General features: G+C 70.4%; 22 protein-coding genes. 8 read left to right on the top strand and 14 right to left on the bottom strand.

The genetic code is table 11. The annotated features are described in order from the left end of the window. Genes GA0070616_RS16415 through GA0070616_RS16375 form a run of 9 tightly spaced genes read right to left on the bottom strand, consistent with a single transcriptional unit; the run spans nucleotide 1 to nucleotide 7,671 of the window. Entirely contained in the window at nucleotides 1–1,251 is a 1,251-nt protein-coding gene (locus tag GA0070616_RS16415) for a beta-ketoacyl-[acyl-carrier-protein] synthase family protein (RefSeq protein ID WP_175440103.1), read from the bottom strand. Continuing rightward, nucleotides 1,248–1,499: an acyl carrier protein gene (locus GA0070616_RS16410; RefSeq protein ID WP_091082955.1), complete on the bottom strand. Its 252-nt coding sequence runs from the start codon at nucleotides 1,497–1,499 to the stop codon at nucleotides 1,248–1,250. Before GA0070616_RS16410 ends, GA0070616_RS16415 begins: the two co-directional genes overlap by 4 nt. Further along, the gene (locus GA0070616_RS16405; protein WP_091082952.1) at nucleotides 1,486–2,739 is read right to left on the bottom strand and encodes an acyl-CoA dehydrogenase family protein; all 1,254 of its coding nucleotides are present in this window, start codon (nucleotides 2,737–2,739) and stop codon (nucleotides 1,486–1,488) included. The genes GA0070616_RS16410 and GA0070616_RS16405 overlap by 14 nt, the downstream gene beginning before the upstream one ends. Then, nucleotides 2,736–4,040: an aspartate aminotransferase family protein gene (locus tag GA0070616_RS16400; protein ID WP_217628211.1), complete on the bottom strand. Its 1,305-nt coding sequence runs from the start codon at nucleotides 4,038–4,040 to the stop codon at nucleotides 2,736–2,738. Before GA0070616_RS16400 ends, GA0070616_RS16405 begins: the two co-directional genes overlap by 4 nt. After that, nucleotides 4,037–4,495, bottom strand: coding sequence for a type II toxin-antitoxin system RatA family toxin (locus GA0070616_RS16395; protein WP_091082950.1), 459 nt, complete (start codon nucleotides 4,493–4,495; stop codon nucleotides 4,037–4,039). The genes GA0070616_RS16400 and GA0070616_RS16395 overlap by 4 nt, the downstream gene beginning before the upstream one ends. A gap of 19 nt (nucleotides 4,496–4,514) precedes the next feature. Continuing rightward, nucleotides 4,515–5,018 carry a hypothetical protein gene (locus GA0070616_RS16390; protein ID WP_091082947.1) on the bottom strand — a complete coding sequence of 168 codons (504 nt, stop codon included), beginning with the start codon at nucleotides 5,016–5,018 and terminating at the stop codon, nucleotides 4,515–4,517. Beyond that, nucleotides 5,011–5,976: a hypothetical protein gene (locus GA0070616_RS16385; RefSeq protein WP_139128928.1), complete on the bottom strand. Its 966-nt coding sequence runs from the start codon at nucleotides 5,974–5,976 to the stop codon at nucleotides 5,011–5,013. The genes GA0070616_RS16390 and GA0070616_RS16385 overlap by 8 nt, the downstream gene beginning before the upstream one ends. Continuing rightward, nucleotides 5,973–6,764 (bottom strand): ABC transporter permease, encoded by a 792-nt coding sequence (locus GA0070616_RS16380; protein ID WP_091082941.1) that lies wholly within the window; start codon nucleotides 6,762–6,764, stop codon nucleotides 5,973–5,975. Before GA0070616_RS16380 ends, GA0070616_RS16385 begins: the two co-directional genes overlap by 4 nt. Next, on the bottom strand, nucleotides 6,754–7,671 hold the full coding sequence (locus GA0070616_RS16375) for an ABC transporter ATP-binding protein (RefSeq protein ID WP_139128927.1): 918 nt from the start codon (nucleotides 7,669–7,671) through the stop codon (nucleotides 6,754–6,756). Before GA0070616_RS16375 ends, GA0070616_RS16380 begins: the two co-directional genes overlap by 11 nt. Before the next feature lie 731 nt (nucleotides 7,672–8,402). Here GA0070616_RS16375 and GA0070616_RS16370 point away from each other — a divergent pair. From GA0070616_RS16370 to GA0070616_RS16340, 7 genes are read left to right on the top strand one after another with little or no spacing between them, the layout of a single operon-like run. Beyond that, nucleotides 8,403–9,188, top strand: coding sequence for a class I SAM-dependent methyltransferase (locus GA0070616_RS16370; RefSeq protein WP_175440102.1), 786 nt, complete (start codon nucleotides 8,403–8,405; stop codon nucleotides 9,186–9,188). A gap of 14 nt (nucleotides 9,189–9,202) precedes the next feature. Further along, nucleotides 9,203–10,261 (top strand): cytidine deaminase, encoded by a 1,059-nt coding sequence (locus GA0070616_RS16365; RefSeq protein ID WP_091082933.1) that lies wholly within the window; start codon nucleotides 9,203–9,205, stop codon nucleotides 10,259–10,261. Further along, a complete protein-coding gene (locus GA0070616_RS16360; RefSeq protein WP_091082929.1) occupies nucleotides 10,262–11,200 on the top strand; it encodes a phosphotransferase family protein in 939 nt (312 codons plus the stop codon). It begins immediately after the preceding gene. Beyond that, nucleotides 11,197–11,739 carry a dCTP deaminase gene (locus tag GA0070616_RS16355; RefSeq protein WP_091082925.1) on the top strand — a complete coding sequence of 181 codons (543 nt, stop codon included), beginning with the start codon at nucleotides 11,197–11,199 and terminating at the stop codon, nucleotides 11,737–11,739. The genes GA0070616_RS16360 and GA0070616_RS16355 overlap by 4 nt, the downstream gene beginning before the upstream one ends. Beyond that, entirely contained in the window at nucleotides 11,736–12,272 is a 537-nt protein-coding gene (gene dcd, locus GA0070616_RS16350) for a dCTP deaminase (RefSeq protein WP_091082921.1), read from the top strand. Before GA0070616_RS16355 ends, dcd begins: the two co-directional genes overlap by 4 nt. Further along, nucleotides 12,269–13,330, top strand: a complete 1,062-nt coding sequence (locus GA0070616_RS16345; RefSeq protein ID WP_139128926.1) for a hypothetical protein — start codon at nucleotides 12,269–12,271, stop codon at nucleotides 13,328–13,330. The genes dcd and GA0070616_RS16345 overlap by 4 nt, the downstream gene beginning before the upstream one ends. Further along, nucleotides 13,327–14,334, top strand: coding sequence for an NUDIX hydrolase (locus GA0070616_RS16340; protein WP_091082915.1), 1,008 nt, complete (start codon nucleotides 13,327–13,329; stop codon nucleotides 14,332–14,334). Before GA0070616_RS16345 ends, GA0070616_RS16340 begins: the two co-directional genes overlap by 4 nt. 177 nt (nucleotides 14,335–14,511) lie before the next feature. Here GA0070616_RS16340 and GA0070616_RS16335 read toward each other — a convergent pair whose 3' ends face one another. The 3 genes from GA0070616_RS16335 to GA0070616_RS16325 are packed head-to-tail and all read right to left on the bottom strand — an operon-like array spanning nucleotide 14,512 to nucleotide 17,577. Then, nucleotides 14,512–15,111: a cysteine hydrolase family protein gene (locus GA0070616_RS16335; protein ID WP_175440101.1), complete on the bottom strand. Its 600-nt coding sequence runs from the start codon at nucleotides 15,109–15,111 to the stop codon at nucleotides 14,512–14,514. A gap of 14 nt (nucleotides 15,112–15,125) precedes the next feature. Further along, nucleotides 15,126–17,213 (bottom strand): amylo-alpha-1,6-glucosidase, encoded by a 2,088-nt coding sequence (locus tag GA0070616_RS16330; protein WP_091082910.1) that lies wholly within the window; start codon nucleotides 17,211–17,213, stop codon nucleotides 15,126–15,128. Beyond that, the gene (locus GA0070616_RS16325) at nucleotides 17,206–17,577 is read right to left on the bottom strand and encodes an SCP2 sterol-binding domain-containing protein (protein ID WP_091082906.1); all 372 of its coding nucleotides are present in this window, start codon (nucleotides 17,575–17,577) and stop codon (nucleotides 17,206–17,208) included. The genes GA0070616_RS16330 and GA0070616_RS16325 overlap by 8 nt, the downstream gene beginning before the upstream one ends. A 177-nt stretch (nucleotides 17,578–17,754) precedes the next feature. Between GA0070616_RS16325 and GA0070616_RS16320 the strand changes: the two genes are divergently transcribed. Continuing rightward, nucleotides 17,755–18,720 (top strand): hypothetical protein, encoded by a 966-nt coding sequence (locus GA0070616_RS16320; RefSeq protein WP_091082903.1) that lies wholly within the window; start codon nucleotides 17,755–17,757, stop codon nucleotides 18,718–18,720. 857 nt (nucleotides 18,721–19,577) lie between these two features. Here the strand turns inward: GA0070616_RS16320 and GA0070616_RS16315 are convergent. Together GA0070616_RS16315 and GA0070616_RS16310 are read right to left on the bottom strand one after the other, a co-directional pair. Further along, on the bottom strand, nucleotides 19,578–20,069 hold the full coding sequence (locus GA0070616_RS16315; RefSeq protein WP_217628210.1) for an ImmA/IrrE family metallo-endopeptidase: 492 nt from the start codon (nucleotides 20,067–20,069) through the stop codon (nucleotides 19,578–19,580). A 101-nt stretch (nucleotides 20,070–20,170) separates the two neighbouring features. Continuing rightward, on the bottom strand, nucleotides 20,171–20,641 hold the full coding sequence (locus GA0070616_RS16310) for an XRE family transcriptional regulator (RefSeq protein ID WP_139128924.1): 471 nt from the start codon (nucleotides 20,639–20,641) through the stop codon (nucleotides 20,171–20,173). Nucleotides 20,642–20,821: the final 180 nt, after the last annotated feature.

The following is a 20,821-nucleotide window of genomic DNA, read 5'->3' as shown; positions in this document are numbered from 1 at the left end:
TCAGCTTCCCTCCCCGTTGACGGCCGGCGCGAGGACCAGCGACACGTTGTGCCCGCCGAAGGCGAACGAGTTGGACAGCGCCGGCTGCGGTGGAATCGACCGGGGCGCACCGGAGACCACGTCGAGCAGGGCGGTGGTCTCGTCGCCGCGGACGAAGTTTGCCACCGGCGGCACCGCCCCGGACACGGCCGACAGGAGCGTCACCACCGCCTCCACCGCGCCGGCCGCCCCGAGCGAGTGCCCCAGCACCCCCTTCGACGCGGTGACCGGGGGACCCTCCGGGCCGAAGCAGTCCACGATCGCCAGTGCCTCGGCGAGGTCGTTGTGCGGGGTGGCCGTGCCGTGCGCGTTGACGTGGCCCACCTGCGCCGGGGTGAGGCCGGCGTCGGCCAGCGCCCGGCGCATGCAGGTGGCCGCGACCGTCCCGTCGGGCCGGGGGGCCACGATGTGGTGGGCGTCGGAGTTGGCGCCGTACCCCAGCAGCTCGCCCAGGATCTCCGCGCCCCGGGCCCGCGCGTGCGTCCAGTTCTCCAGCACCAGGAAGGCGGCGCCCTCGCCCATCACGAAGCCGTCGCGGGCGGCGTCGAAGGGCCGCGACGCCGCCTCCGGGTCGTCGTTGCGTTCGGACATCGCCCGCATCCGGGCGAACGAGGAGACGACCACGGGCGAGACCGGGGCCTCGCTGCCCCCGGCGACCACCACGGAGAGTTCGCCGGAGCGGATCTTCTGCATCGCCTCGCCGATCGCCGCCGCGCCGCTGGCGCAGGCCGACACGTAGGTGAGGGCGGGACCGCGCGCCCCGATCCGGATCGCCACCCGGGCCGCCGCCGCGTTCGCCATCATCCGGGGCACCGTGTACGCGGGCACCCGGGTGGGCCGGTCGCCGTACTCGCCCATCAGCTCCTCGGCCGCGACGAGACCGCCCGCGCCGATGCCGACGCTGACTCCGACCCGCTCGGGGTCGGGTAGCGGGTTCAGCCCGGCGGCGGTGACCGCGTCCGTGGCGGCGGCCACCGCCAGGTACGTCGTCCGGTCGAGCTGTCGCAGCTCGCGGAGCGTGACGTACGGGGTGTGGTCGAACTCGGGAACCCGGCAGGCGAACGTCACCGCCAGGTCGTGCGCGGCCAGTTCCGGCACGGTGGCGGCGGTCGACCGGCCCTCGGCCAGCCGGTCGGCCAGTTCCTTGACGTCGTTGCCGGCCGGGGTCTTGACCCCGATGCCGGTCACCGCGACCCGGATCCGCCCGGTCACGGCCGCTCCCGAAGGCGTTCGTGCAGCAGGTCGATGGCGTTCCCGACGTTCTCCATCCCCAGCAGGTCCTCGGCGGCCAACCGGGTGTCCAGGGAGTTCTCCAGCCGGGCGCCGATCTCCATCAACTCCAGGCTGTCCACGTCGTACGTCTGACGCAGGTCGGTGGTCTCGTCGATCTCCTCGACCGGCACACCCAGCACACCGGCGACCCGTTCGCGGACGACCTCCGCCAGCTCAGCTCGCTGCATGATCGCTGCCTTTCTCGTCGTCCCGCGCCAGCAGGCCCGGCGCCGCCTCGTCGAGGTCCAGGGAGGAGGGGATGCCGAGCGCCGTACGGGCCAGGTACTGCCGGGTGGCGGCCGGCGTCGGTGGGTGGAAGCGGATGGCCTGCGCGTCCCGCCACAGTCGTTCCAGCGGCAGCGACCGGGCGTACGAGGCACCACCGCAGGCTTCGGCGAGGGCGCCCACCAGCGCGGGAACGACCCGGACCGCCTGCTGTTTGACCGCGAGCGCGGTGGCCACCAGCCGTTCCGGGGCCGCCCCGGCGTCCATCCGGCGGGCCACGTCGGCGCAGGCCGCCTCCAGGGTCAGCAGGTCGGCCACCGGGTCTCCCAGGGTCGCCTGGTAGCTGGGAAGTTCGGCGCGGCTCTGCCCGAGGTGGGCGATCCGCAGCCGGTGCAGCAACCCGCCGGCGTGCCGCAGGGCGCTGCGGGCCAGCCCGAGGTAGCAGGAGGTGGCGGTCAACGCGAACCAGATCACCCCGGCGGCGAAGACGTCGTCCTCCTCGGAGCCCGCGCGGGCCTGGTAGAAGACCAGTTCCTTCGGGATGAAGCACTCGTCGAGGACCAGGGTGTCCGAGGCCGAGCCGCGCATGCCCAGCGCGTCCCAGTCCCGCACCACCGACAGGCCCGGTGCGGTGGTGGGCAGGAGCGCGACGAGCACCTGGGAGGGCACGGTCGCGGTCTGCACCTGGAGACAGATCAGGTCCGCCTCGCCGGCGAGTGAGCACGGCCGCTTGCGGCCGGAGACCCGCCAGCCGCCCTCCACCTCTGCGGCGCGCATCGTCGAACGGGTGGTGGAGCCGCCGAGGTTCGGCTCGGCGAAGGCCGAGGCGAGAAGGCGGTTCTGGGTGGCGATCGCCTCCATCAGCAGCCACGAGGTGTCGCCACGGCGACGCCAGTGCTCGACCATCAGGCCGACCGAGAACAGGTGCATGTTCACGGCGACCGCCAGGCCGGGGTCGGCCGCCCCGAGGGCCCGTTGCAGCGCACAACAGCGCAGCAGGTCCGCCCCGCCGCCCAGGAACTTCTCCGGCACCGCCAGGCCCGGCCAGTTCAGGGACCGGAGCAGGTCCAGCGAACCGGGCGCGGGCCGGCCCGTCCGGTCGGCCTCCTCGGCCCCGGCGGCGATCTGGGCGAGCGCGTCGGCCGGCAGGTCGGCGGAGACGTCCGGCCACCCGTCGTCGGCCTGGTCGAGAAGCTCACTCACGACGTCACCCCGGCGTCGGCGGCGACCGGTCGGGCGGTGAGCACGGCCTCGCGGGCGTGACCGACCGCGCCGTCGAGGGCGTCGAGGGCCTGCGCCAGTTCGGCGTCGGTGGTGATGATCGGGGGCAGCAGCCGCAGCGTCTCGGGACGGCTCAGGCAGTGCGAAACGAGCAGGCCCCGCTCGATCAACCCGAACGCGACCTCACCGGCGTGTTCCGCGGTGGCGAAGTCCACGCCCCAGATGAGGCCCCGGCCGCGCACCTCGGTCACCACGTCGGGGTGGCGGGTGCGCAGCCCGGCCAGCCCGTCGGCCAGCGCGGCGCAGATCCGGGCGCCGTCGTCGGCGTACGCCTCGATCGTCCGCAGCGCCGCGGGCACGGCCGCCATGCCCAGCGGCTGCGCGCCGAAGGTCGCGCTGTGCCGGAAGGCGTCCTCGATCAGCGGCCGGTAGAGGCGTTCGGCGCAGACGGCCGCCGAGACCGGCACCACGCCGCCGCCGAGCGGCTTGCCGAGCAGCACCGCGTCCACGTGCAGATTGAGGTCGAGGGCGATCGAACGGACCCCGCCCCGGCGCAGACCGACCTGGATCTCGTCGGAGATCACCATGGCTCCGGCCGCGTGCGCGTCGGTCGTCCACTGTGCCAGCACGGCGGGATCGAGCGGCACCACACCGTTCTCGCCCTGCACCGGCTCGAAGATCACGGCGGCCAGGTCTCCCGCGGCGGCGATCCGGCGTACCGCGTCGGGGTCGGCCGGGTCGGCGTGGGCGGCCCCGCCGAGCAGTGGCTCCAGTCCGGCCCGGAACCTCGGATGCCAGGTCAGGGCCAGCGCCCCCATGGTCTTGCCGTGGTACCCGCCGCGCACGGCCAGCACCGTCTGCCGGCCGGTGGCCAGCCGGGCCAGCTTGACGGCGACCTCCACCGCGTCCGCACCGTTGGTGCCGAAGTAGACCCGGGGCAGGACCCCGCCGAGGTAGCGCACCACCTCCTCGGCGGCGACGGCGGCGACCGGGTTCCCCAGTGCCCTGGTGGAGACCGGCATGGTGGTCAACTGCTCGGTCACCGCCGCCACCACCGCCGGGTTGCGGTGGCCGAGAAGGGTGACGGCGTACGACCCGAAGTCCAGCGCCCGCCTGCCGTCGGAGAGCCGCACGACACAGCCCTCGCCGGCCACCTCCACCGCGCCCCGGCCGGCGAAGCGGCCGGCCAGCGCCATGGCGGGCGACATGTGCGTCCGCAACCGGCGGAAGGTCTCCCGGGCGAGCCGCTCCGGCGAGGCGTCGCCGGTACGCGGGTCGCTCACGGCTGCCCCTGGGTGCCGGTGCCGGCGCGGGCCCGGTCCCCGAGGTGTTCCAGGATGGCCCGGGAGTTGTCCTCCAGCGCCCGGGCCGCCACCGGATTCAGCATCTCGCTCATCATCGGGATGCCGATGTCGAACTCCACGTGCAGTTCGGCGGTGGTGCCCCGCTCGTCGGTGCTGACCTGCCAGTGCCCGGTGAAGTAGGCAAGGTCACCGTCGATCTGACGGAACTCGATCCGGCGGCGTTCGTGGTCGATGAACTCCTCTTCCTCCCACTCCAGTTCGGAGCCCTTGAGCAGCACCGACCACCGGCTCACCCGCCGGTCGCCCGTCCACTCGACGATGCTGATCGCGCGTACCTCGGCCATGTAGCTCGCGTACGACTCGCTGTCGAGCAGTGCGCTCCACACCTCGCCGGGATCCGCGTCACTGGTGTGGCTCGTCGTCACTGTCGGCATGTGTCCTCCGTCGTCGGTGCTAGATCCCCCACTGGTCCCAGTCCATCGGGCCCAGGCCGTGCTCGGTACGCAGCTTCTCCAGCGCTCCCGCGATTCCCACCGTCGGGAAGAACCCCGACGCGGTCCGGAGCACCGGGATGTCCACCGGCAACGACGCTCGCAGCCGTTCGTCCTGTTCGCGGACGACCTGACGGGCCGCCTCCGCCTCTGCCCGGGTCGCCCCGGCAGGCGGCGGGAGACGCCGCAGCGCCCGCGCGGCCGGTGAGTCGGTGAGGGCAAGGTGCACGTGGTGCTCGACGTGCGTGGGTCGCCCCAGGTATCCGGCCCCGACCTGCTCGCAGTAGGTGATCGCCCGCAGCGCCACCGCGCAGGACTCCACGCAGGCCGGGTGGTTCTCGGCGGCCAACGCCGCGTCGATGTCGGTCAGCGCGGTCTGGACCGCCATGGCGTACTGCCAGGCCATCCCGGCGCCGTGGGTGATCAGCCAGGTGAGGTCGGTGCCTCCGGCACGGGCGTCAGTCATGGAGCACCTCTCCCAGTGCGTCACCGGAAACCTCGAGCGCGAGTTCGCCGTTGCGGATGGCGTGCAGGAGCCGCTGCGCCGGCACCCGCGCGGCGAGGTCGGCCACGCTCGTCTCGGCCGTCAACGCGTCGGCGATCAGCCGGCCGTGGCGGGTCAACGCGTAGTCCGTCCGCCCCAGGCGGATCCGGCGCCGCTGCGGCTCGGTCCGCCCGGCGGTGAGCCGCCACGGGTCCCAGTCGGCCAGACCGGCGTCGGCGACGAGTTCCCGCAGGTCGGCTTCGCTGCCGCAGGTGTAGTGGGACCGGCTGAACGCGGGGCCGAACCCGAGCCGGGCGGCCCGGTCCGGTAGCCACTTCTCGCTGGTGAGCACGTCACCCCGGGCCCGGCAGCGCAGCTCAAGCACCTCCCGGCCGGTCCTGCCCCACAGGTAGCCGGCGGCCTCGGCGTCGACCTGCGTGGCCAGCCGGGCCATGGCCCAGAGCTGGAGCACCTGGTCGAGCGAGGCGCGGACCAGGACCGCGCGGACCGCCTCGGCACCTGTCCGGTCGAAGATCGGGCCCTGGTCCGGCTCCAACGGCAGCGCGTTGAGCCATCGGGAGGCGGTGCGGCGGGTCCGCCGGCCGGGCGCCGGGGCGAGACTGACCGGCCCGATCGGCAGCTTCCGGGCCGGGTACGCCAGCGCACCGGCGACCATGGCGGCCGGCATGCTCTCCGGGTAGTGCTCGATGTCGATCGGAGTCTGGCCGGCGAAGAACAGGAACGCCGGGCTGGGCTTGTCGATGCCGGGCACCAGGAGGTGGATGTCCACGTCACTGCCTTGGTTGCCGAGCCCGCCGGCCAGCGATCCCACCAGGTACGCCGGGCCGGCGGTCAGCACGGTCCCGCCCAACGTGACGACCTCGGAGAGGGTGAGCCCGACGACGCCGAGCGCCTGCTCGACGCTGACCTGACCGGTCATGACCACGACACCTTCCGCTGGTCCGGTTTGAGCATGACGAGGGCGAGGAGCGCGAAGACGGTGGCGAAGGCTGCCAGGACGGCCAGTTCGGTGGCCACCCCTGCGACGCCGGCCCCTCCGGAGATGACCTCCTGGAGCCCACGGACCGCCCAGTACGACGGGGTGGCCGGAGCGAACGGGGCGGCCCACGCAGGCAGCAGGTCCCGCGGCACGAGTGCGCCGCCCAGGCCGGCCATCACCAGCGCCAGCACGTTCGCGGCAGAGGTCATCTGCACCACCGTCCGGCAGGCGGCGAACCCGAGCACACCGAGTGCGACCAGGCAGGCGGCGAAGATGCCGACGACCAGGGCCAGGGCGACGAGCGAACCACGCATCCGCAGGCCGAAGAGGACCCGGCCGGCGGTGAGGAGAATGGCGAACTGGGCGACCAGCAGGCCGAGCGGCACGGCGGCCTTGCTGAGCACCAGCACCGGAACACCGACCGCCGTGGCCCGCAGCCGGTTCCAGGTGTTCCAGCCGTGGTCCCGGAAGAACACCATCCCGACGTGCGCGACGAGGAACATCGAGAACATCACCGCCAGGCCGGGCACCGCCTGTTCCGCACCGGTGATGGGGCCGGGGCCGGGGGCCGAACCGGCCAGCGTCATCGCGTCCCGGTAGGTGGGCAGCAGGAACGCCATGAGCACCAGGGGCATCACGGTGAGGATGAGCTGCGGAACGAGGTCCCGGCGCTGAAGCCGCCATTCGTGGGCGACGAGCAGGCCGGCGGTGGCGAGGTCACGACGCATCGGCGGGCACCTCTGCGGGTTCGCCGGGCGGTCCGTCCGCCGGTGCGGCGGTGGCGACGACGCGGTCGAAGACCTCGTCCAGGGTGGACCGCCGCACCTCGACGCCGACGAGGTGGTCGAGGTCGGAACCGAGTTCCTGGAGGACGGAGGGGAGTGCCTCCGCCCCGGTCACCTGCCGGGACACCGCACGGATCCCACCGTCGTCGGAGAGCAGCCGCAGGTCGATGACCGTGCTGCCGTACCGGTCGATGAGTTCGGCGACCGCCCCCCGGGTCACGATGGCGCCCCGGGCAAGCAGCACGATATCGGCGTCGAGCGCCTCGACCTCGGGCAGATAGTGCGTGGAGTAGCAGATGGCGGTGCCGGCGGCGGCGAGGTCGCGCACATGGCCGAGCACGGCCCGACGGGTGGCCGGATCCACGCCGACGGTGGGTTCGTCGAGCAGCAGCAGGGGTGGTCGCGCCACGGTCGCCATCGCGCAGTGCACCCGGCGGCGCTGACCACCGGACAGCGTCCGGACCGGCTGGTCGGCCACCTCGTCGAGCAGGAGCGCGCTGAGGGTGGTGGCCACGGCCTCGGCCCGCTGACGCCGGCCGACTCCGCAGATCGCCGCCCAGTCACTGACGTTCTCGCGGGCGGTGAGGGTGGGGAAGACCGCCATCTCCTGCTCGGCGTAGCCGATGCGACCGCGGGCCCGCCTCGGGTGTCGGGCCACGTCCAGTCCATCGACCGTGACCGTACCGGCACTGGGTCGCACCGCCCCCACCACGGCGTTCATCAGGGTGGTCTTGCCGGCCCCGTTCGGGCCGAGCAGACCCAGCACCTGACCGGGGTCGATGGTCAGCGAAACGTCCCGCAGAGCGGTGCGGTCGGCGTAGGTGACCGAGAGGCTGTCGATTCTGAGCACAGTTCTCCCCACCTCCGTCCCAGTTCGGCCCGACAGGGCTGCGCGAAGCGACGACAGAACGTTTCCGTCGTATGCGTCGACCCGTCGTCACGGAAACCCGCCCACTCAATCCCGAATCACGTCGCGTTCCCAACGCCATTGCGATTGGGCAACACGCCACCCGGGGTAGTCGGGGACTCTAGCACGGCTCCGTCGAGCCCTTCGTTCATACTTTCGTACCCCCTGCCGGTCAATCAGACAGCCGCATCCGATCACCGTCCCTGTGCGACCTGCATAAACGCCGCGACAGAGGCACCCTACGCCGGCACTGGCGGCCCGCGACCCCACCTCGGTCACCCCGCACCCCTAAAACACCTGGCCGACCTACCGACCAGTAGTATTGTCGGCTACCAATAGGGGGTACCGAGGTGGGTTGGCGGGTGCTAGCGTCTCGGTCACTTTGCCCCCACCGGCCAGGCGGAGCTGGCCGGCTCGCGGGGATTCACAAAGACGGCACGATCAACGGCAGCCGGTTGCGCCCTTGACTCGAACCGTCTTGTGGTTCTGTAATACCTCCGTCAATAGCATGCGCGGATGGAATTGACGCGGCCTCCGCGTCACGCAGACCCGACACGAAGCGAGGATCCATGAACGTCGATAATGCACATTCGACTCCGACACAGCTCTTTGACTTCGGGCTCGACTACATCCGCGTGCATTTCGGCAGCAACACGGCCCTCTACACGCAACAGATGACCCACAACGTGTACCGGCAGAACCGCGCCACGATGGTCGACCACATCCTCGACTGCCTCGACCTCACCGGCCGGGAGGCCGTGCTCGACCTGGGCTGCGGCAACGGCTTCATCCTCCGGGACGTGGCAAGCCGGCTGCGCTACGGCGGTCGTGCCGTGGCGGTGGACATCTCCCCCGCGATGCTGGAGCTGGCGCAGCGCAACGTCACCATCTCCTGGGCCCCGCTGGAGTTCGTCGAGGGCCGGGCCGAGGACCTGTCGCGGTACCCGGACGGAACGTTCGACCGCGTCATGGCCAACTTCATCTTCCACTACATCGAGGACCCCGACCTGGTGTGCGGCGAGATCGCCCGACTGGTGAAGCCCGGCGGCCACGCCATCGTGACGATCGAAGCCCGGCATTCGATGCCGGAGATGTACCAGATGCACTTCGACGCCATGGAGACGGTCGGATTCCCGGCCGAGTTCATCGCACGCCTGCCCCGCACCCGACGGGGCAAGATGGTGCTCGACAACGCGCAGGAGATCCTGTCCCGGCAGTTCGGCACGGTCGAAGAGCGCCCGTACGTCGATGCGCTGCGGTTCGAGTCAGCCGAGCCCTACATGACGTTCTACGCGACCGGACACAGGTTCTGCGGCGCCCGGGCGATGGCCGCGGACGACTACCCGGACTCGATGTTCGACCAGCTCTACGCCGAGGTCGAGGCGAAGGTCAAGGCACGCATCGCCGAAGTGGGCTATTTCGAACTCAGCAAGCAGAACTCCGTGTTCGTCTGCTCCTGAGGAACGGGATACCGATGACCACCGCTCTCCTGGCCCCGCTGCGGGTCGCTCTGTTCGGCCTGCCCGGGGCCGGTAAGTCGACCAGCGCGGGTCTGCTCCGCGAGGCCCTGGCCGGCACGGGGCGCACCGTCGCTGTCGTGAAGACCGCCGCCCCGCTCTACGACGTGCAGGAGCGCTTCTACGACCGGGCCGGGAGCGCACTCGACCCCGGCCAGCAGGACGGTGCGTTGCTCAACTTCCTGGGCACGCACTTCCGCCGGGCCGTACCCGGATTCCTGCTGGCGGACTTCACCGAGCGGTGCGGCACCGCATTGCTGGCGGGAGCGGACACGCTGCTCTGCGACGACGCCAGGCCGGTCGACCTGCCCGGCCTGGCGGAGCAGGGCTTCCGGATCGTCCGGATCACCGCGCCGGACGAGCTGCGCCGCACACGGAAGTACGGCCGTGGCGACCGGATCGCCGGGCAGGACGACCACCCCACCGAGGCAGGCGGCGAATCGGTGGTCGCGGACTTCGAGGTGGACAACTCCGGCACCCTCGACGACCTGCGGGCCCAGCTGGCCGACCTGGCGAACAAGCTGGTCGCCGACACCACCCGGGCGCACGGCGACGAGGAACGCGACCAGTGGCTGGGCGGGCTCGTCGCGCGGGCCCGCGCCACCATCTCCGCCCGGTACGTCGAGAACCGCCACCAGATCGGTGCGGTGCTCGTCGCGGGCGACGGTCGGGTCTTCACCGGCATCCACCTGGAGGCGATGGTCGGCCGGGCATCGATATGCGCCGAGGCTGTGGCGCTGGGGCGGGCCTGCGAGGCGGGCGTCACGGACCTGCGGGTGGCGCTCGCCGTACGGCATCCGAAACCCTCGGAGCCGCACCGTGAGATCAAACTGGTGCCGCCGTGCGGGCTCTGCCGGGAACTGCTCCTGGACTACGGCCCGGAGATCCGGGTCGTGCTCGGCTCCGGCGACGGGTACGAACTCGTCCGCCTCGCCGAGATGCTGCCGCACAAGTACGTCGGCACCAAGTGGGCGAACGCCAAGAGCAACGACCGCACCGTGGGGACTGGTGACTGAGTGGACACGTTCCGGGCCTTCATCGAGGCGGAGTTCCCCGACGCCGAGGTCAGCGAGCTGAGCGGCTCCAACAACGTCGTGTACCGGGTGGCGACGGCCGGACGGGTGGCCGTGGTCAAACACGTCACCGACACCGACATCCCGCTGTCCTACCTCGCGGAGGCCAACGAACGGCTCGCCGGTCTGGTGCCGGTGCAGCGGATCCTGCGGGTGTGGGAGGTCGGCAACGGGGACCCGTTCGACGCCGTGCTCTCCGAGTACCTGCCGGGGCGCGACCTCGCCTCGCTGATCGCCGACGGGCAGGGCGTGCCACCCACGCCGGAGCTGGTCGACCAGCTCTGCGCGTTCGCGCTCGCCTGCCGGGAACTACCCGAGATGTACGACGGCTTCGGCCTGTACAAGCGGGAGCCGGTGGTGCTCGGCACCCACCGGGAGTTCGTCGAGCACTACGCCAACCGCTACTGGGGCCGGGTGCGCCCCTTCTACGACGGCACGAAGGTCGGCGCGGCCGTCGACGACTGGCTCTCCGGCGGCTTCGCGGCGGCGGCGGCCCGTAACCCCGCCCCGTTCCGGACCGTGGCGATCGACGCCAACCTGAAGAACTTCGTCGTGGTGCCGGACGGCCGGCTGGTGGTGCTCAACGTGCCGATCGCCGGGCGGTCCACCCCGGCGCAGGCTGTCGGTGCGATCAGCGCCCACCTGCGCAACCGCGAACAGCACGCGCCGTTCCTGGCGGCGGCGAGCCGGACCGTGTGCCCGCACGACGCTGAGCTGGTACCCCACTTCGAGCTCTGGGCACTGCTCGGCATCCTGTCGTTCTACGCGGTACGGGAGCCACAGCGACAGCACGAGTGGCGCAACTGGGGGTCGCCGGTCACCCTCGACGAGGACTTCCGGGCCCTGGTGGAGAGCAACCTGGCGACCCTGGTGGGCCGATGATCCTCACCGGTTCGGCGATCACCGAAGCTGTCACGCGGGGTGACATCGTCATCGACCCCTTCGACGAGGCCCGGGTCAACCCGAACAGCTACAACTACCGGCTGGGACCCGAGATCTACCGGGTCCGCTCCGGCAGCGAGGACGGCGAGGGGCCACAGCAGGAACGGATGGAACCGACCAACGGTCGTTTCCTGCTCCGCAAGGGCTGGTTCTACCTCGGCCACACACTGGAGCGGATCGGCAGCACCCGGTACGTCACCTCGCTGATCGGGCGCAGCTCGATCGGCCGGCTGGGCCTGTTCGTGCAGCTCTCGGCGGACCTCGGGCACTGCGGCGCGGTACACCGGTGGACGCTCGAACTGCTTCCCGCGCTGGACATCTACGTCTACCCCGGGCAGATCATCGGACAGGTGTCCTTCTGGTCCGTCACCGGGGACGTCCTGCCCTACCAGGGCTGGTACGGGCAACACGACCGACCGATGCCGTCGAAGCTGCACGAGAACGTGCGGTACCAGGAGAAGGTACGGGGGTTACGGTGATCCTCACGGGCCACGAGATCCGGCGTCAGATCGACGAGAACCACATCACGGTGACGCCGTTCGACCCCGGGTGCCTCAACCCGAACAGCATCGACCTGTCGCTGGACGACACCATCCTGCGCTACCGGGATCCGATCATCGATCCCCGGGTGGAGCCGGAGGTCACCGAGCACAAGATCCCCGAAGAGGGGCTGCTGCTGGAACCGATGAGCTTCTGCCTCGGATCGTCCCGGGAGATCGTCGGCAGCACCCGGTACGTGCCGATGGTGCACGCCAAGTCGAGCACGGCCCGCGCCGGACTCTTCGTCCACGTGACCGCGGACCTGATCGACATCGGCTCGATCGGGACCATCACCTTCCAACTCTTCTCGACCCTGGCCCTGCGGGTCTACCCGGGGATGCGGATCGCGCAGATGAGCTTCTGGAAGCCGCAGGGGGAGATCACCCTCTACTCCGGCAAGTACCAGGGCTCGGCCGGTCCCCGCAAGTCGATGATCTTCCGGGACCGACACTGGGAGACGCTGCCGCTGTGAGCGACCACCTCCTTGCGCGGGCACGGACAGTCTCCGGCGCGGTGCAGGTGACCGCCCCGGCGGACGACCTGACGGACCTCGCCGCCCTGTTCGGCCCCTTCGTCGACCTCGTGCCTGACCAGGACCCATCACCGCACCTGCCGTCGGTGCACGTGACCCGGGAGGCGCCGACCGGACCAGGCTGGCGAAGGATCGTCACGACCTCCGCGTACGAGCCGGACCGGGTGCTCTGGGTGCACGACGAGCGGCAGGCCGTCACCGTGGTCGGGCAGGCGGGCGACTGGCGTACCCAGCACCTGCTGCGTTCCGTCCGGCACCTGCTGCGCTGGCAGGCCTACGCCGCCGGTGACCTGCTGCTGCACGGTGGACTGGTGATCGCGGGCGGGCGGGGCGTCGGCTTCGTCGGCGGCAAGCGATCCGGCAAGACGTCGAGCATCCTGAGCGCACTGGTCCACGGTGGGGCAGCCTTCGTCTCCAACGACGACCTCGCCGTCGTCGAAGGACCGGAATCCGGCCTCCTCGGCTACGGCTCCCCTCGGACCGTCAACGTCCGCACCGACTCGCTGCTCGCGCTCGCCCGCACGTACCCGGCCCTGGCCGGCCTTCTCGCCGACGCCCGCCACCCGACCAACGCCTTCGAGGGGCGGCACCGCACCGTCGAGTCGATCAACACGGAGACCGGCACCCGCCTGCCCGGCTCCATCTGGGTACGCGCCACGGAACTGGCGGCGACCGTCGGTGCCGAGCTACGGGCCACCGCCGCTGTCGACGCCCTGGTCTTTCCGACGTTCGCCGATAACGGCGAGCCGGAGCTGACCAGACTGAGCCGACCCGCCGCAGCCGACGCCCTCGCCGAGCACGTCGAGCGGGAGGGCACGAAGTACGACCCGTTCCTCGCCGACTGGTTCCCCCGGACCGACACGGTTCGCCGTCGCCGGCTGATCGACCAGATCCTGACGTCCGTTCCCTGCTACCGGCTCACCCAGGACATGCGGCGACTGCCCGAGGCGACCGCGATGCTCCTTCGGGAGATCGGCGCGGTCGGCGTGCCGGAATGACCGGGCCCGCCGGCCCACCGGCCGTCGCCGTCCTGGTGACCCACCCCGACGGCCGGATACTCCTGGTGCCCACCAGGGCGGGGCACTGGACACTGCCCACCGCCGTACCGACGGCCGGCGAGTCGCCGCGCCAGACGGCGACCCGGGCGGTCGACGAGGCCGTGGGGCTCACCCCCCGCGTCGGCGGCCCGCTCCTGCTCGACTGGACGAACGAGGGCGCGTACCAGATCTTCGACGGCGGTGACGTCGGCGGCTCCGCGGTCCGGCGGATCGAGGCCGGCGGGAGAGCGGTCCTGGTGTCGCCGGGAGAACTGTCCACCCGGACCGCGCCCGTCGAGGCGTACCGGATCGACACCGCGTTGCGGGCCCGCGCCGGGGGCACGACGGCGTACCTGGAACAGGGCGAGGTGCCGGCGGTGCTGGCTGCCATGGGCCGCTACCGGATCGCCCCGCGACTGCACAGCGGCGCCGCCTGGACCTGGCACACCGGACCGGTCCCGGCGGAGCTGCCGATCCGGCACTGCTGGGTGTGGCTCTTCGTCCCCGACGGAAGGGTCGTCGGCTACGTCGACGTGGCCGGGACGGTCGGTCTTCCCGGCGGCACCCTCGAACCGCACGAAGGGCGGGACGCCGTCGCCGCCGCGATCCGGGAGGTCGCCGAGGAGACCCAGCTCGGGATGACCGACCCCGTACACATCGGATACCTGGTGGACGACCAACCCGGCCGCCGGCCGGTGGCCCGGGTCCGGATGGCGGCTGCGGTCACCACCGTCGGACCGCCGGCGCCCGACCCGGCGACCGGCACCGTGCACCGCCGGATCCTGGTACCGCCGCGGCTCGTCGGTGAACTGTGCGGCTGGGGTGCCGGCGCAGCCGCACAGACCGAGGCGGCGGTCACCGTGGCCGCCCGGGAATGGGCCATCCCCGAACCGGATCCCGCGCTGGGCGTGAGCGAGCTGACCGGGAATTCCGTCACCGGACGGGTGGCGTCGGTGGACCGCTGACCCGCGCCCCGGCCCCCGGTTGGACCTGGGCCGTATCCGCTGGCCCGCCGTTCGGCGGGGCGCCCGGCGCCCCGTCGCGACCAGGGTGACGGGGCCGCTGAGCCAGCGGTGGGGCCGTAGGCCACCACCTCGCCGGGTGCGGGACGTGAAGCGTCCTCCACAGGATCCGGTCTCTGGTCAGGTGACCGCGAGGACGATGTCGTCGACGTTCGCCACCTCACCGACCTGGCCCAGGGTCGCCAGGCTCGCCTGGTGGATCTCGTCTGTCGCCGCGGTGCAGGCGTCGGACGCGATCAGGATGCGGTACCCGTGGTTGACCGCCTCGAAGGCGGTGCCGGTGATGGAGAGGTTGGTGGCGACGCCGGTGAAGAGGACGTTCTCGATTCCCCGGGCGCGCAGGATCGTACCCAGGTCGGTGCCGAAGAACCCGGTGAGCCGGGCATGGGTGACGACGACGTCGCCCGCCCGCGGCGCGACTTCGTCGATGATCTGGGTCTTCGGGCTTCCTTCGAGGAAGGCCCTCTGCTCCCGGATCAACGCGAAGGCGGGCGTGTTGGGGATGAGGTCCGGATAGCCGGGTCGGTATGCGACACGCGTGTAGACGACGAGGCCCCCGCCGGACCGGACGGCGTCGGCGATCCGTGCCGCGTACGACGGGACACGGTGCCGGGTGACCTGTTCGGCGAAGAGAGAGCCGAACAGTCCGTCCGGACTGACGACCTCGTGTTGCCAGTGAACGGCGAGGACGGCCGTCCGTGTCGGGTCGATCTCGGGCAAGTATCCCCCTCTTATCAGGGGGCGGAGAGCTGTTGCGGCGTCGGCTGGTGTCCGCGGCCACGGCCGGCGCGCGGCCCTCTGCCGAAAGCGTCGAGGCGCCCCCACCGGCCGGGGATGTCGAGCAGCGCCACCCAGTCGAGCTTAGCGGGCAGAGCAGGCCTGGTCACCAGGTCTTCACCGATCGGCCAGAGTCCGAGCATCGCTCTCAGCAGGAGGAGCGGAGCCCCGGAGGACCACGCCTGAGGGCTGCACGCCGTCGGGTAGTTGACCGGGTACCTCGTCTCAGCGCGGGGGCTCCCGGCGAACGCCTCGGGCAGACGGCCGTCGTAGAAGGCCGCCGCGTCCAGGATTCCGGCCGCGATCCGGGCCGCCTCTTCGGCGTAGCCGTAGCACCGCATCCCCCAGGCGATGAACGAGTTGTCGAAGGGCCAGACGGTGCCCACGTGGTACCCGATCGGGTTGTAGCGGGCCTCGCCCTGGGCCAGGGTGCGCACGCCCCAGCCGCTGAAGAGGGCAGGTGACATCAGGTGCCGCACCACGGCCGCTGCCTTCGGCTCCTCGAGAATGCCGCTCCACAACAGGTGACCCATGTTCGACGACATGGCGTCCACCTGGCGGCCGTCACCGTCCAGGGCGAGGGCGACGTACTCGCCGTCGGCGATCCAGAAGTCGCGGTTGAAGCGTTGCTTGAGGTCGGCGGCTTCCCGCTCCAGCCGGTCGGCGTACGCCGGGTCGTTCCAGAAGGTGCGGGCGAGCCTGGCGGTGCGCCTCTTCGCGTCGTAGGCGTACCCCTGCAGTTCGCAGGTCGCGCGAGGGAAGTCCGGCAGGCGGCCGTCGCGGTAGGAGATGCTGTCCCAGGAGTCCTTCCAGCACTGGTTCTCCAGGCCGTTCCTCGTGTTGCGCCGCTGGTAGGAGATGTACCCGGTGCCGGTCAGGTCGGCGTAGGTGTCGATCCAGTCGATCGCGGTGCGGGCTTCCTGTTCGACCGAGCGGACGAGGTCCTCGTCACCGGTCCACCGTTCGTATTCGTCGAGCAGCACGAGGAACAGCGGAGTGGCGTCCGCGCTGCCGAAGTAGGGGCTGTGCGGGCTTTCCTCAAAGATGGTCATCTCGCCGTACCGCAGCTCGTGCAGGATCCGGCCGGGTTCCTCCTCCCGGAAGTTGTCGACGCGGCTGCCCTGCCGGAACGCGAGCACCTGGAGGGTGGTGGCGGCGAGTTCGGGCGCGAACGGCAGCGCCTGGAAGCTGGTGAGGATGCTGTCGCGACCGAACAGCGCCATGAACCAGGGCAGCCCGGCGGCGGGCACGCTCTTGTCCTCGGCGAGGAACGGGCTGAACCGCAAGGAGGCCAGGTCTATGAGGCTCTGCCGGTACGTGGCGCGCAGTGGCTCCCAGGCGCACTCCAGTTGGGGTGCCTGGTCCAACCATTCCAGGAGATCGCCTTGCTTGTCTCTTCCCGTTCGCACTGCTCGGCCGGGAATCGTGAGCCGCTCCAGCCCTCGTGGCATGGGAAGGTCCGGCAGGGCGCTGAGTCGGGCAGACCATTGGCTGTGCGGCCCGATGTGCACCTCGAGTGTCAGGCCGTCGTCGTCCACTGTCGCCGGCACGGAGGAAGAAACGATCGTCTCCCGCCGGAAACGCTCCCGCTCGTAGCCGAGCACCAGTCGTCCGTCGTCGGTACGTCGATAGTACCGGCCCTTCTTCGGCGTTGCCCCGTCCTTGACCTCGAAAATGTCAGCGAAGTCGGCGTCCGCCTCGACTCTGAGAGTCAGGTCGACCGGTCGCCGATCGTTGTTGACGATGACGAGATCCTCGTACAGGCCCGTGTTGAGGTTGTGTGTCCGGAGCACGGTCACCGTGCTGTTGACATAGACGTCCTGGCCGCCCGGGACCAGATAGAACCGGTTCTCGAAGTAGTGGACGTCGTCGATAGAGAGGGTGCTCAGGCGCTCCCCGTTGATTGTCAGCACCCACTTCGACAACAGTCGGATGTCGTCAGCGAAGAGGCCGTGCGGTGCGTCCGCCGACGGAACGATGTCCCCCGTTCGGTCGCAGACGATGAACGTGGTGCCGTCGAGGATGCCGACCTGGTCCTCAGCCATGGTCATCGCCCCGCCTCGCGCGGCCCAGCGAATCAGGCGGCGGCGGAAACAACCTCCGGACGGCCGCGAAGATTCGTGGGCTGCCCTCCACGATCGCCTCGCCACGCAGCACGCTGGTCAGGAAGTACGCCTCCCCGCTGGCGATGCGGTCGAAGACCGCCCGATTTGCCCGAACGACGGCGTCCCCGCCCGTTTCCTGCTCAGAGACCGTGACGTCGCCCTTCGCGATGGAGACAAGCCAATGGTCGACCTGCCCGTCCCGGCCAATGTCGAACCGCACGCTGCCCTGGTGGATCGCCGACAACCGGCGATCGTGCCCGCGCTGCGCAAGGCTGCGGAAGAACTCCTGCGTGACGTCGGCCATCGCAACCCCTCCTCAGAGCCACCATGCCTTCTGACAAGCCGTCACCGCCTCACCCGGAGAAGGTGAAGTCACCGGCCAACTCCGCTGTCGGCTGTGTGACAGCATCCTGGCGCAGCGGCGTGGCGCGCCTACGCTGAGCGCACGTTTGCCCGGCGACGCTCCGGAGGGAGCCGTCCCATGCCAGCCATCCTCACCACCACTCTGCTCGCGGCCGCCTTGACGGCTGCACCCGCCGCGCCCACCGCCGTCGCACCCACCGCAGTCGCCGCGTCCGCCGCGCCCAGTGCCGTGGCCGGCTACCGCCTGGTGGACCTCGGCACCTTCGGCGGCGACACAAGCTACGCCAGCGCCATGAACGACCGCGGCGACGTGGTGGGCCGTGCCCAGACCGCCGACGGCACCTACCGCGGCTTCCTCTGGCGCAACGGCCGGATGATCGATCTCGGCGCCCTGTACCCGGTCGACGTGAACGACCGCGGCCAGGTCGTCGGCTACCTCGGCGGCGGCTCCGGCGGGTATGTCTGGCACCACGGTGTCCTGCGGCCGCTGGGCGACCCGTCCGCCCTGCCCGCGGCGATCAACGACCGCGGTCAGGTCGTGGGCCGCACCAACGCGGGCACCTTCCTGTGGACGAACGGCCGCGTCCGGCCCCTGCCCCTCGGCGATGTGTCCGACGTCAACGAGCGCGGCCAGGTCTCCGGCGGGGTGCACGTGCCAGGCGGCTTCCACGCCGCCTGGTGGCACCGTGGCCGGGTCACCGACCTCGGTGCCGGCCCCTTCGACCGCAGCAACACGTACGCCCTCAACGACCGCGGCTGGATGATCGGCTGGCACTTCTCGTCCGATCAGTCCGTGCGCGGCATCCTCTGGCGGCACGGCCGTGCCCTGGACGTCGGCACCCTCGGCGGCAGCTTCACCCAACTGCAGGCGATCAACAACCGCGGCGAGATCCTGGCCACCTCCGAGGCCGCCGACGGAAGCGCCCGCCCGGCGCTGTGGCGGCGCGGCGTCCTGCACGACCTCAGCCTCGCCGGGGTCAGCAGGGACGGCGAGGTCGTCGACCTCGATGACCGCGGCCGCATAGCAGCGTCGATCCGCCTGGTTCCGGGTGTCAGCCGCGCGGTCGTCTACTACCCGCGCTGACATGGCCGTCGAGCAGGCTTGAGGCAGGCGAACACCGGGGTCATCATCTGGACGGTCGCGGTGACGACCTGGGCGCCGTGGTTTCTGCCGCTGCTGTGGCAGGGACCACGGCACGCGGGCATGCCGAGACATCGTTCGGAAGAACGTGACCAGACCAGCCTGCGTACGGTGGTCGACTACTGGTGGGCGCCGTTCCACGACGCCAAACGGAATGAGCCCGGCGCTGCCCTCACCCGAGTTCCCTGGATTCGGCTCCACCTCGGTTACTACTGTCCCGAAACAGAGACCCCGGGCGAGTTCCACACCCAGACCAACCTCGTCCGGCCTTCATCCGGGTCCTGTCAGCACTGCTCCGCGCCGCTCATGGTGAGCCGGGAAGTACCGCAACTCCGGCTCCTGGCGGGTCGATGATGATCACAAAGGCGAGCAAATCCTCGACAGAGCGCTGACCTGCACGAACAGCCGTCCCCGTGCGGCCAAGATCGCGCCGTCTCTGCACGCATGGCTGCAAGCGGCGGCGACGGGGTGACCTTCGGCGGGTGGCATTCGGCTGCGCAGGCCGCCCGATCGACACGGGAACGTCTTCGCTGCTCAGACGGCGTTCTGACTGATCTTCGAGGTGCCCCCGGCAGGATTCGAACCTGCGACACACGGTTACCGAAAGTAGCGGTGCCAGACTTGTCATTGGCTATCGAAACTGTGCGCTGAGCTGCTCAGACACGAGCGATCAATAACCGTTCGCGATCACTTCTTGTCACCCGTAGGCAGGGGTTTTCGGGGGGTAAACGGGGGACGTAGACCCCAGAATGCCGCCGGGGCAAGGCATTGCGCCTGTCCCGAGTGTTCCGATCTTGATGCTACTGTCGTGAACTGCGGCGGGGGCGAGAGCGTTGGACTTGCAGGAGCACACCGCTCGCATTCAGGCGATATCTGGCCATTGGCACACTCACGTGATGCTTTGCCGCAATCAGGTCGGGGGTTGACGCGGCATACGCCTCTCGGAGCAGTAGCGACCTAGGTAGAAGCAGGCAGCCGGCAAGCCAGTTCGCTTCTTCTTCCTGTTCGGGGTTGCAGGTGAAGAAGGTGTGACCGGCGAGTTGCTGGATCTCTCGGACCTCATGGTTAAGGAGCACGTGGGCGATCTCGTGCGCGATGTCGCTGTTGGTCCGCCCGATCTCGCTGAGCGGGTTGCATACGATGACGGTCCGGCCGCCGGGCAGGTGAAACGTCGCCGCCGAGAACGCCCCGTGCTGCAATTCGTCCAGCTCCTCAAGATCTGCACGGTCAACGAGATGGTCCGCAGGATAGATCTTGATATCGAGGTGCGCGGCGAGGTCACGGATCGACATGTGAGCATGCGGTTCAAGCCCGAGTTCAGCTCGGGTCCGGTCGGCTAGTCGTTCGGCCTCGGTCTTGAAGCCTCGTCGCATTGAAGTCCCGCCTCGTCCGCCTAGTGTTCCGCTCGCGGCATGGATTCCAGCTTCTGCTGCAACTGCTGAAGTAGGCTGGAGAGTTTACGCGAGGCTTCTGGCTTGAACGTTGCCGAGGCCCGAAGGTGTACGCGTATCGGCTGCTGCTTGCCGACAAGGCTGGTGTATAGCTCACGGACGAGCCCGGCGATCTTCTCGGCGGCGGCGTCGGTCAGATTCGGGTCGCGGGCGAGGTGGTGGGCAATGAGTTCGGGGGTGTTCTCGGTTCTGATCCGGGGCGGCTGGAAGAACCGCTCGGGCGGTAGGCCGAGCCAGTGCACGATGCGCCGGAAGTTCGCTAGGTCGGGTAGGTCGCCCTTCTCCACCCGGGCCAGCGTGTTGAACGGCACCTCGGCCTGCTCGGCGGCAGCGCGGAGGCTGAGCCGTCCTCGCCTGAGGCGCTCGGCGTGCACGAGCCGCCCCAGTAGCTCGATGTCGATCGGGTCGTTCACCTGCACCTCCACCGCCTGAGCTGGACTGACCGTCGAGATCAAACTATCTCTTCCGCGAACTTGCGCGAACGCGAGGGCGGAGATTGTGCGGTCCTCACCCGCTCCCTCCCGCTTGTACCTTGATCGGTACATGCCGTACAGTCCTCAACGTTAGCGTAGCTCGACGCGTCCGTGCGTCGG

The sequence above is a fragment of the Micromonospora nigra genome (assembly GCF_900091585.1).
In the GTDB taxonomy this organism is placed as follows: Bacteria; Actinomycetota; Actinomycetes; order Mycobacteriales; family Micromonosporaceae; genus Micromonospora; species Micromonospora nigra.
Note: the sequence above shows the minus strand (reverse complement) of the source record. Positions and strands in the feature narration are given on the sequence as shown.

Excerpts from the sequence above, each read along its gene's own strand:
- GA0070616_RS16365 (WP_091082933.1), top strand. The coding sequence starts at position 9,203 with ATGACCACCGCTCTCCTGGCCCCGCTGCGGGTCGCTCTGTTCGGCCTG.
- GA0070616_RS16325 (WP_091082906.1), bottom strand. The coding sequence starts at position 17,577 with ATGGCCGACGTCACGCAGGAGTTCTTCCGCAGCCTTGCGCAGCGCGGG.
- GA0070616_RS16315 (WP_217628210.1), bottom strand. The coding sequence starts at position 20,069 with ATGTCGATCCGTGACCTCGCCGCGCACCTCGATATCAAGATCTATCCT.
- GA0070616_RS16355 (WP_091082925.1), top strand. The coding sequence starts at position 11,197 with ATGATCCTCACCGGTTCGGCGATCACCGAAGCTGTCACGCGGGGTGAC.
- GA0070616_RS16390 (WP_091082947.1), bottom strand. The coding sequence starts at position 5,018 with ATGACTGACGCCCGTGCCGGAGGCACCGACCTCACCTGGCTGATCACC.
- GA0070616_RS16340 (WP_091082915.1), top strand. The coding sequence starts at position 13,327 with ATGACCGGGCCCGCCGGCCCACCGGCCGTCGCCGTCCTGGTGACCCAC.
- GA0070616_RS16395 (WP_091082950.1), bottom strand. The coding sequence starts at position 4,495 with ATGCCGACAGTGACGACGAGCCACACCAGTGACGCGGATCCCGGCGAG.
- GA0070616_RS16380 (WP_091082941.1), bottom strand. The coding sequence starts at position 6,764 with ATGCGTCGTGACCTCGCCACCGCCGGCCTGCTCGTCGCCCACGAATGG.
- GA0070616_RS16385 (WP_139128928.1), bottom strand. The coding sequence starts at position 5,976 with ATGACCGGTCAGGTCAGCGTCGAGCAGGCGCTCGGCGTCGTCGGGCTC.
- GA0070616_RS16410 (WP_091082955.1), bottom strand. The coding sequence starts at position 1,499 with ATGCAGCGAGCTGAGCTGGCGGAGGTCGTCCGCGAACGGGTCGCCGGT.
- GA0070616_RS16370 (WP_175440102.1), top strand. The coding sequence starts at position 8,403 with ATGACCCACAACGTGTACCGGCAGAACCGCGCCACGATGGTCGACCAC.
- GA0070616_RS16330 (WP_091082910.1), bottom strand. The coding sequence starts at position 17,213 with ATGGCTGAGGACCAGGTCGGCATCCTCGACGGCACCACGTTCATCGTC.
- GA0070616_RS16320 (WP_091082903.1), top strand. The coding sequence starts at position 17,755 with ATGCCAGCCATCCTCACCACCACTCTGCTCGCGGCCGCCTTGACGGCT.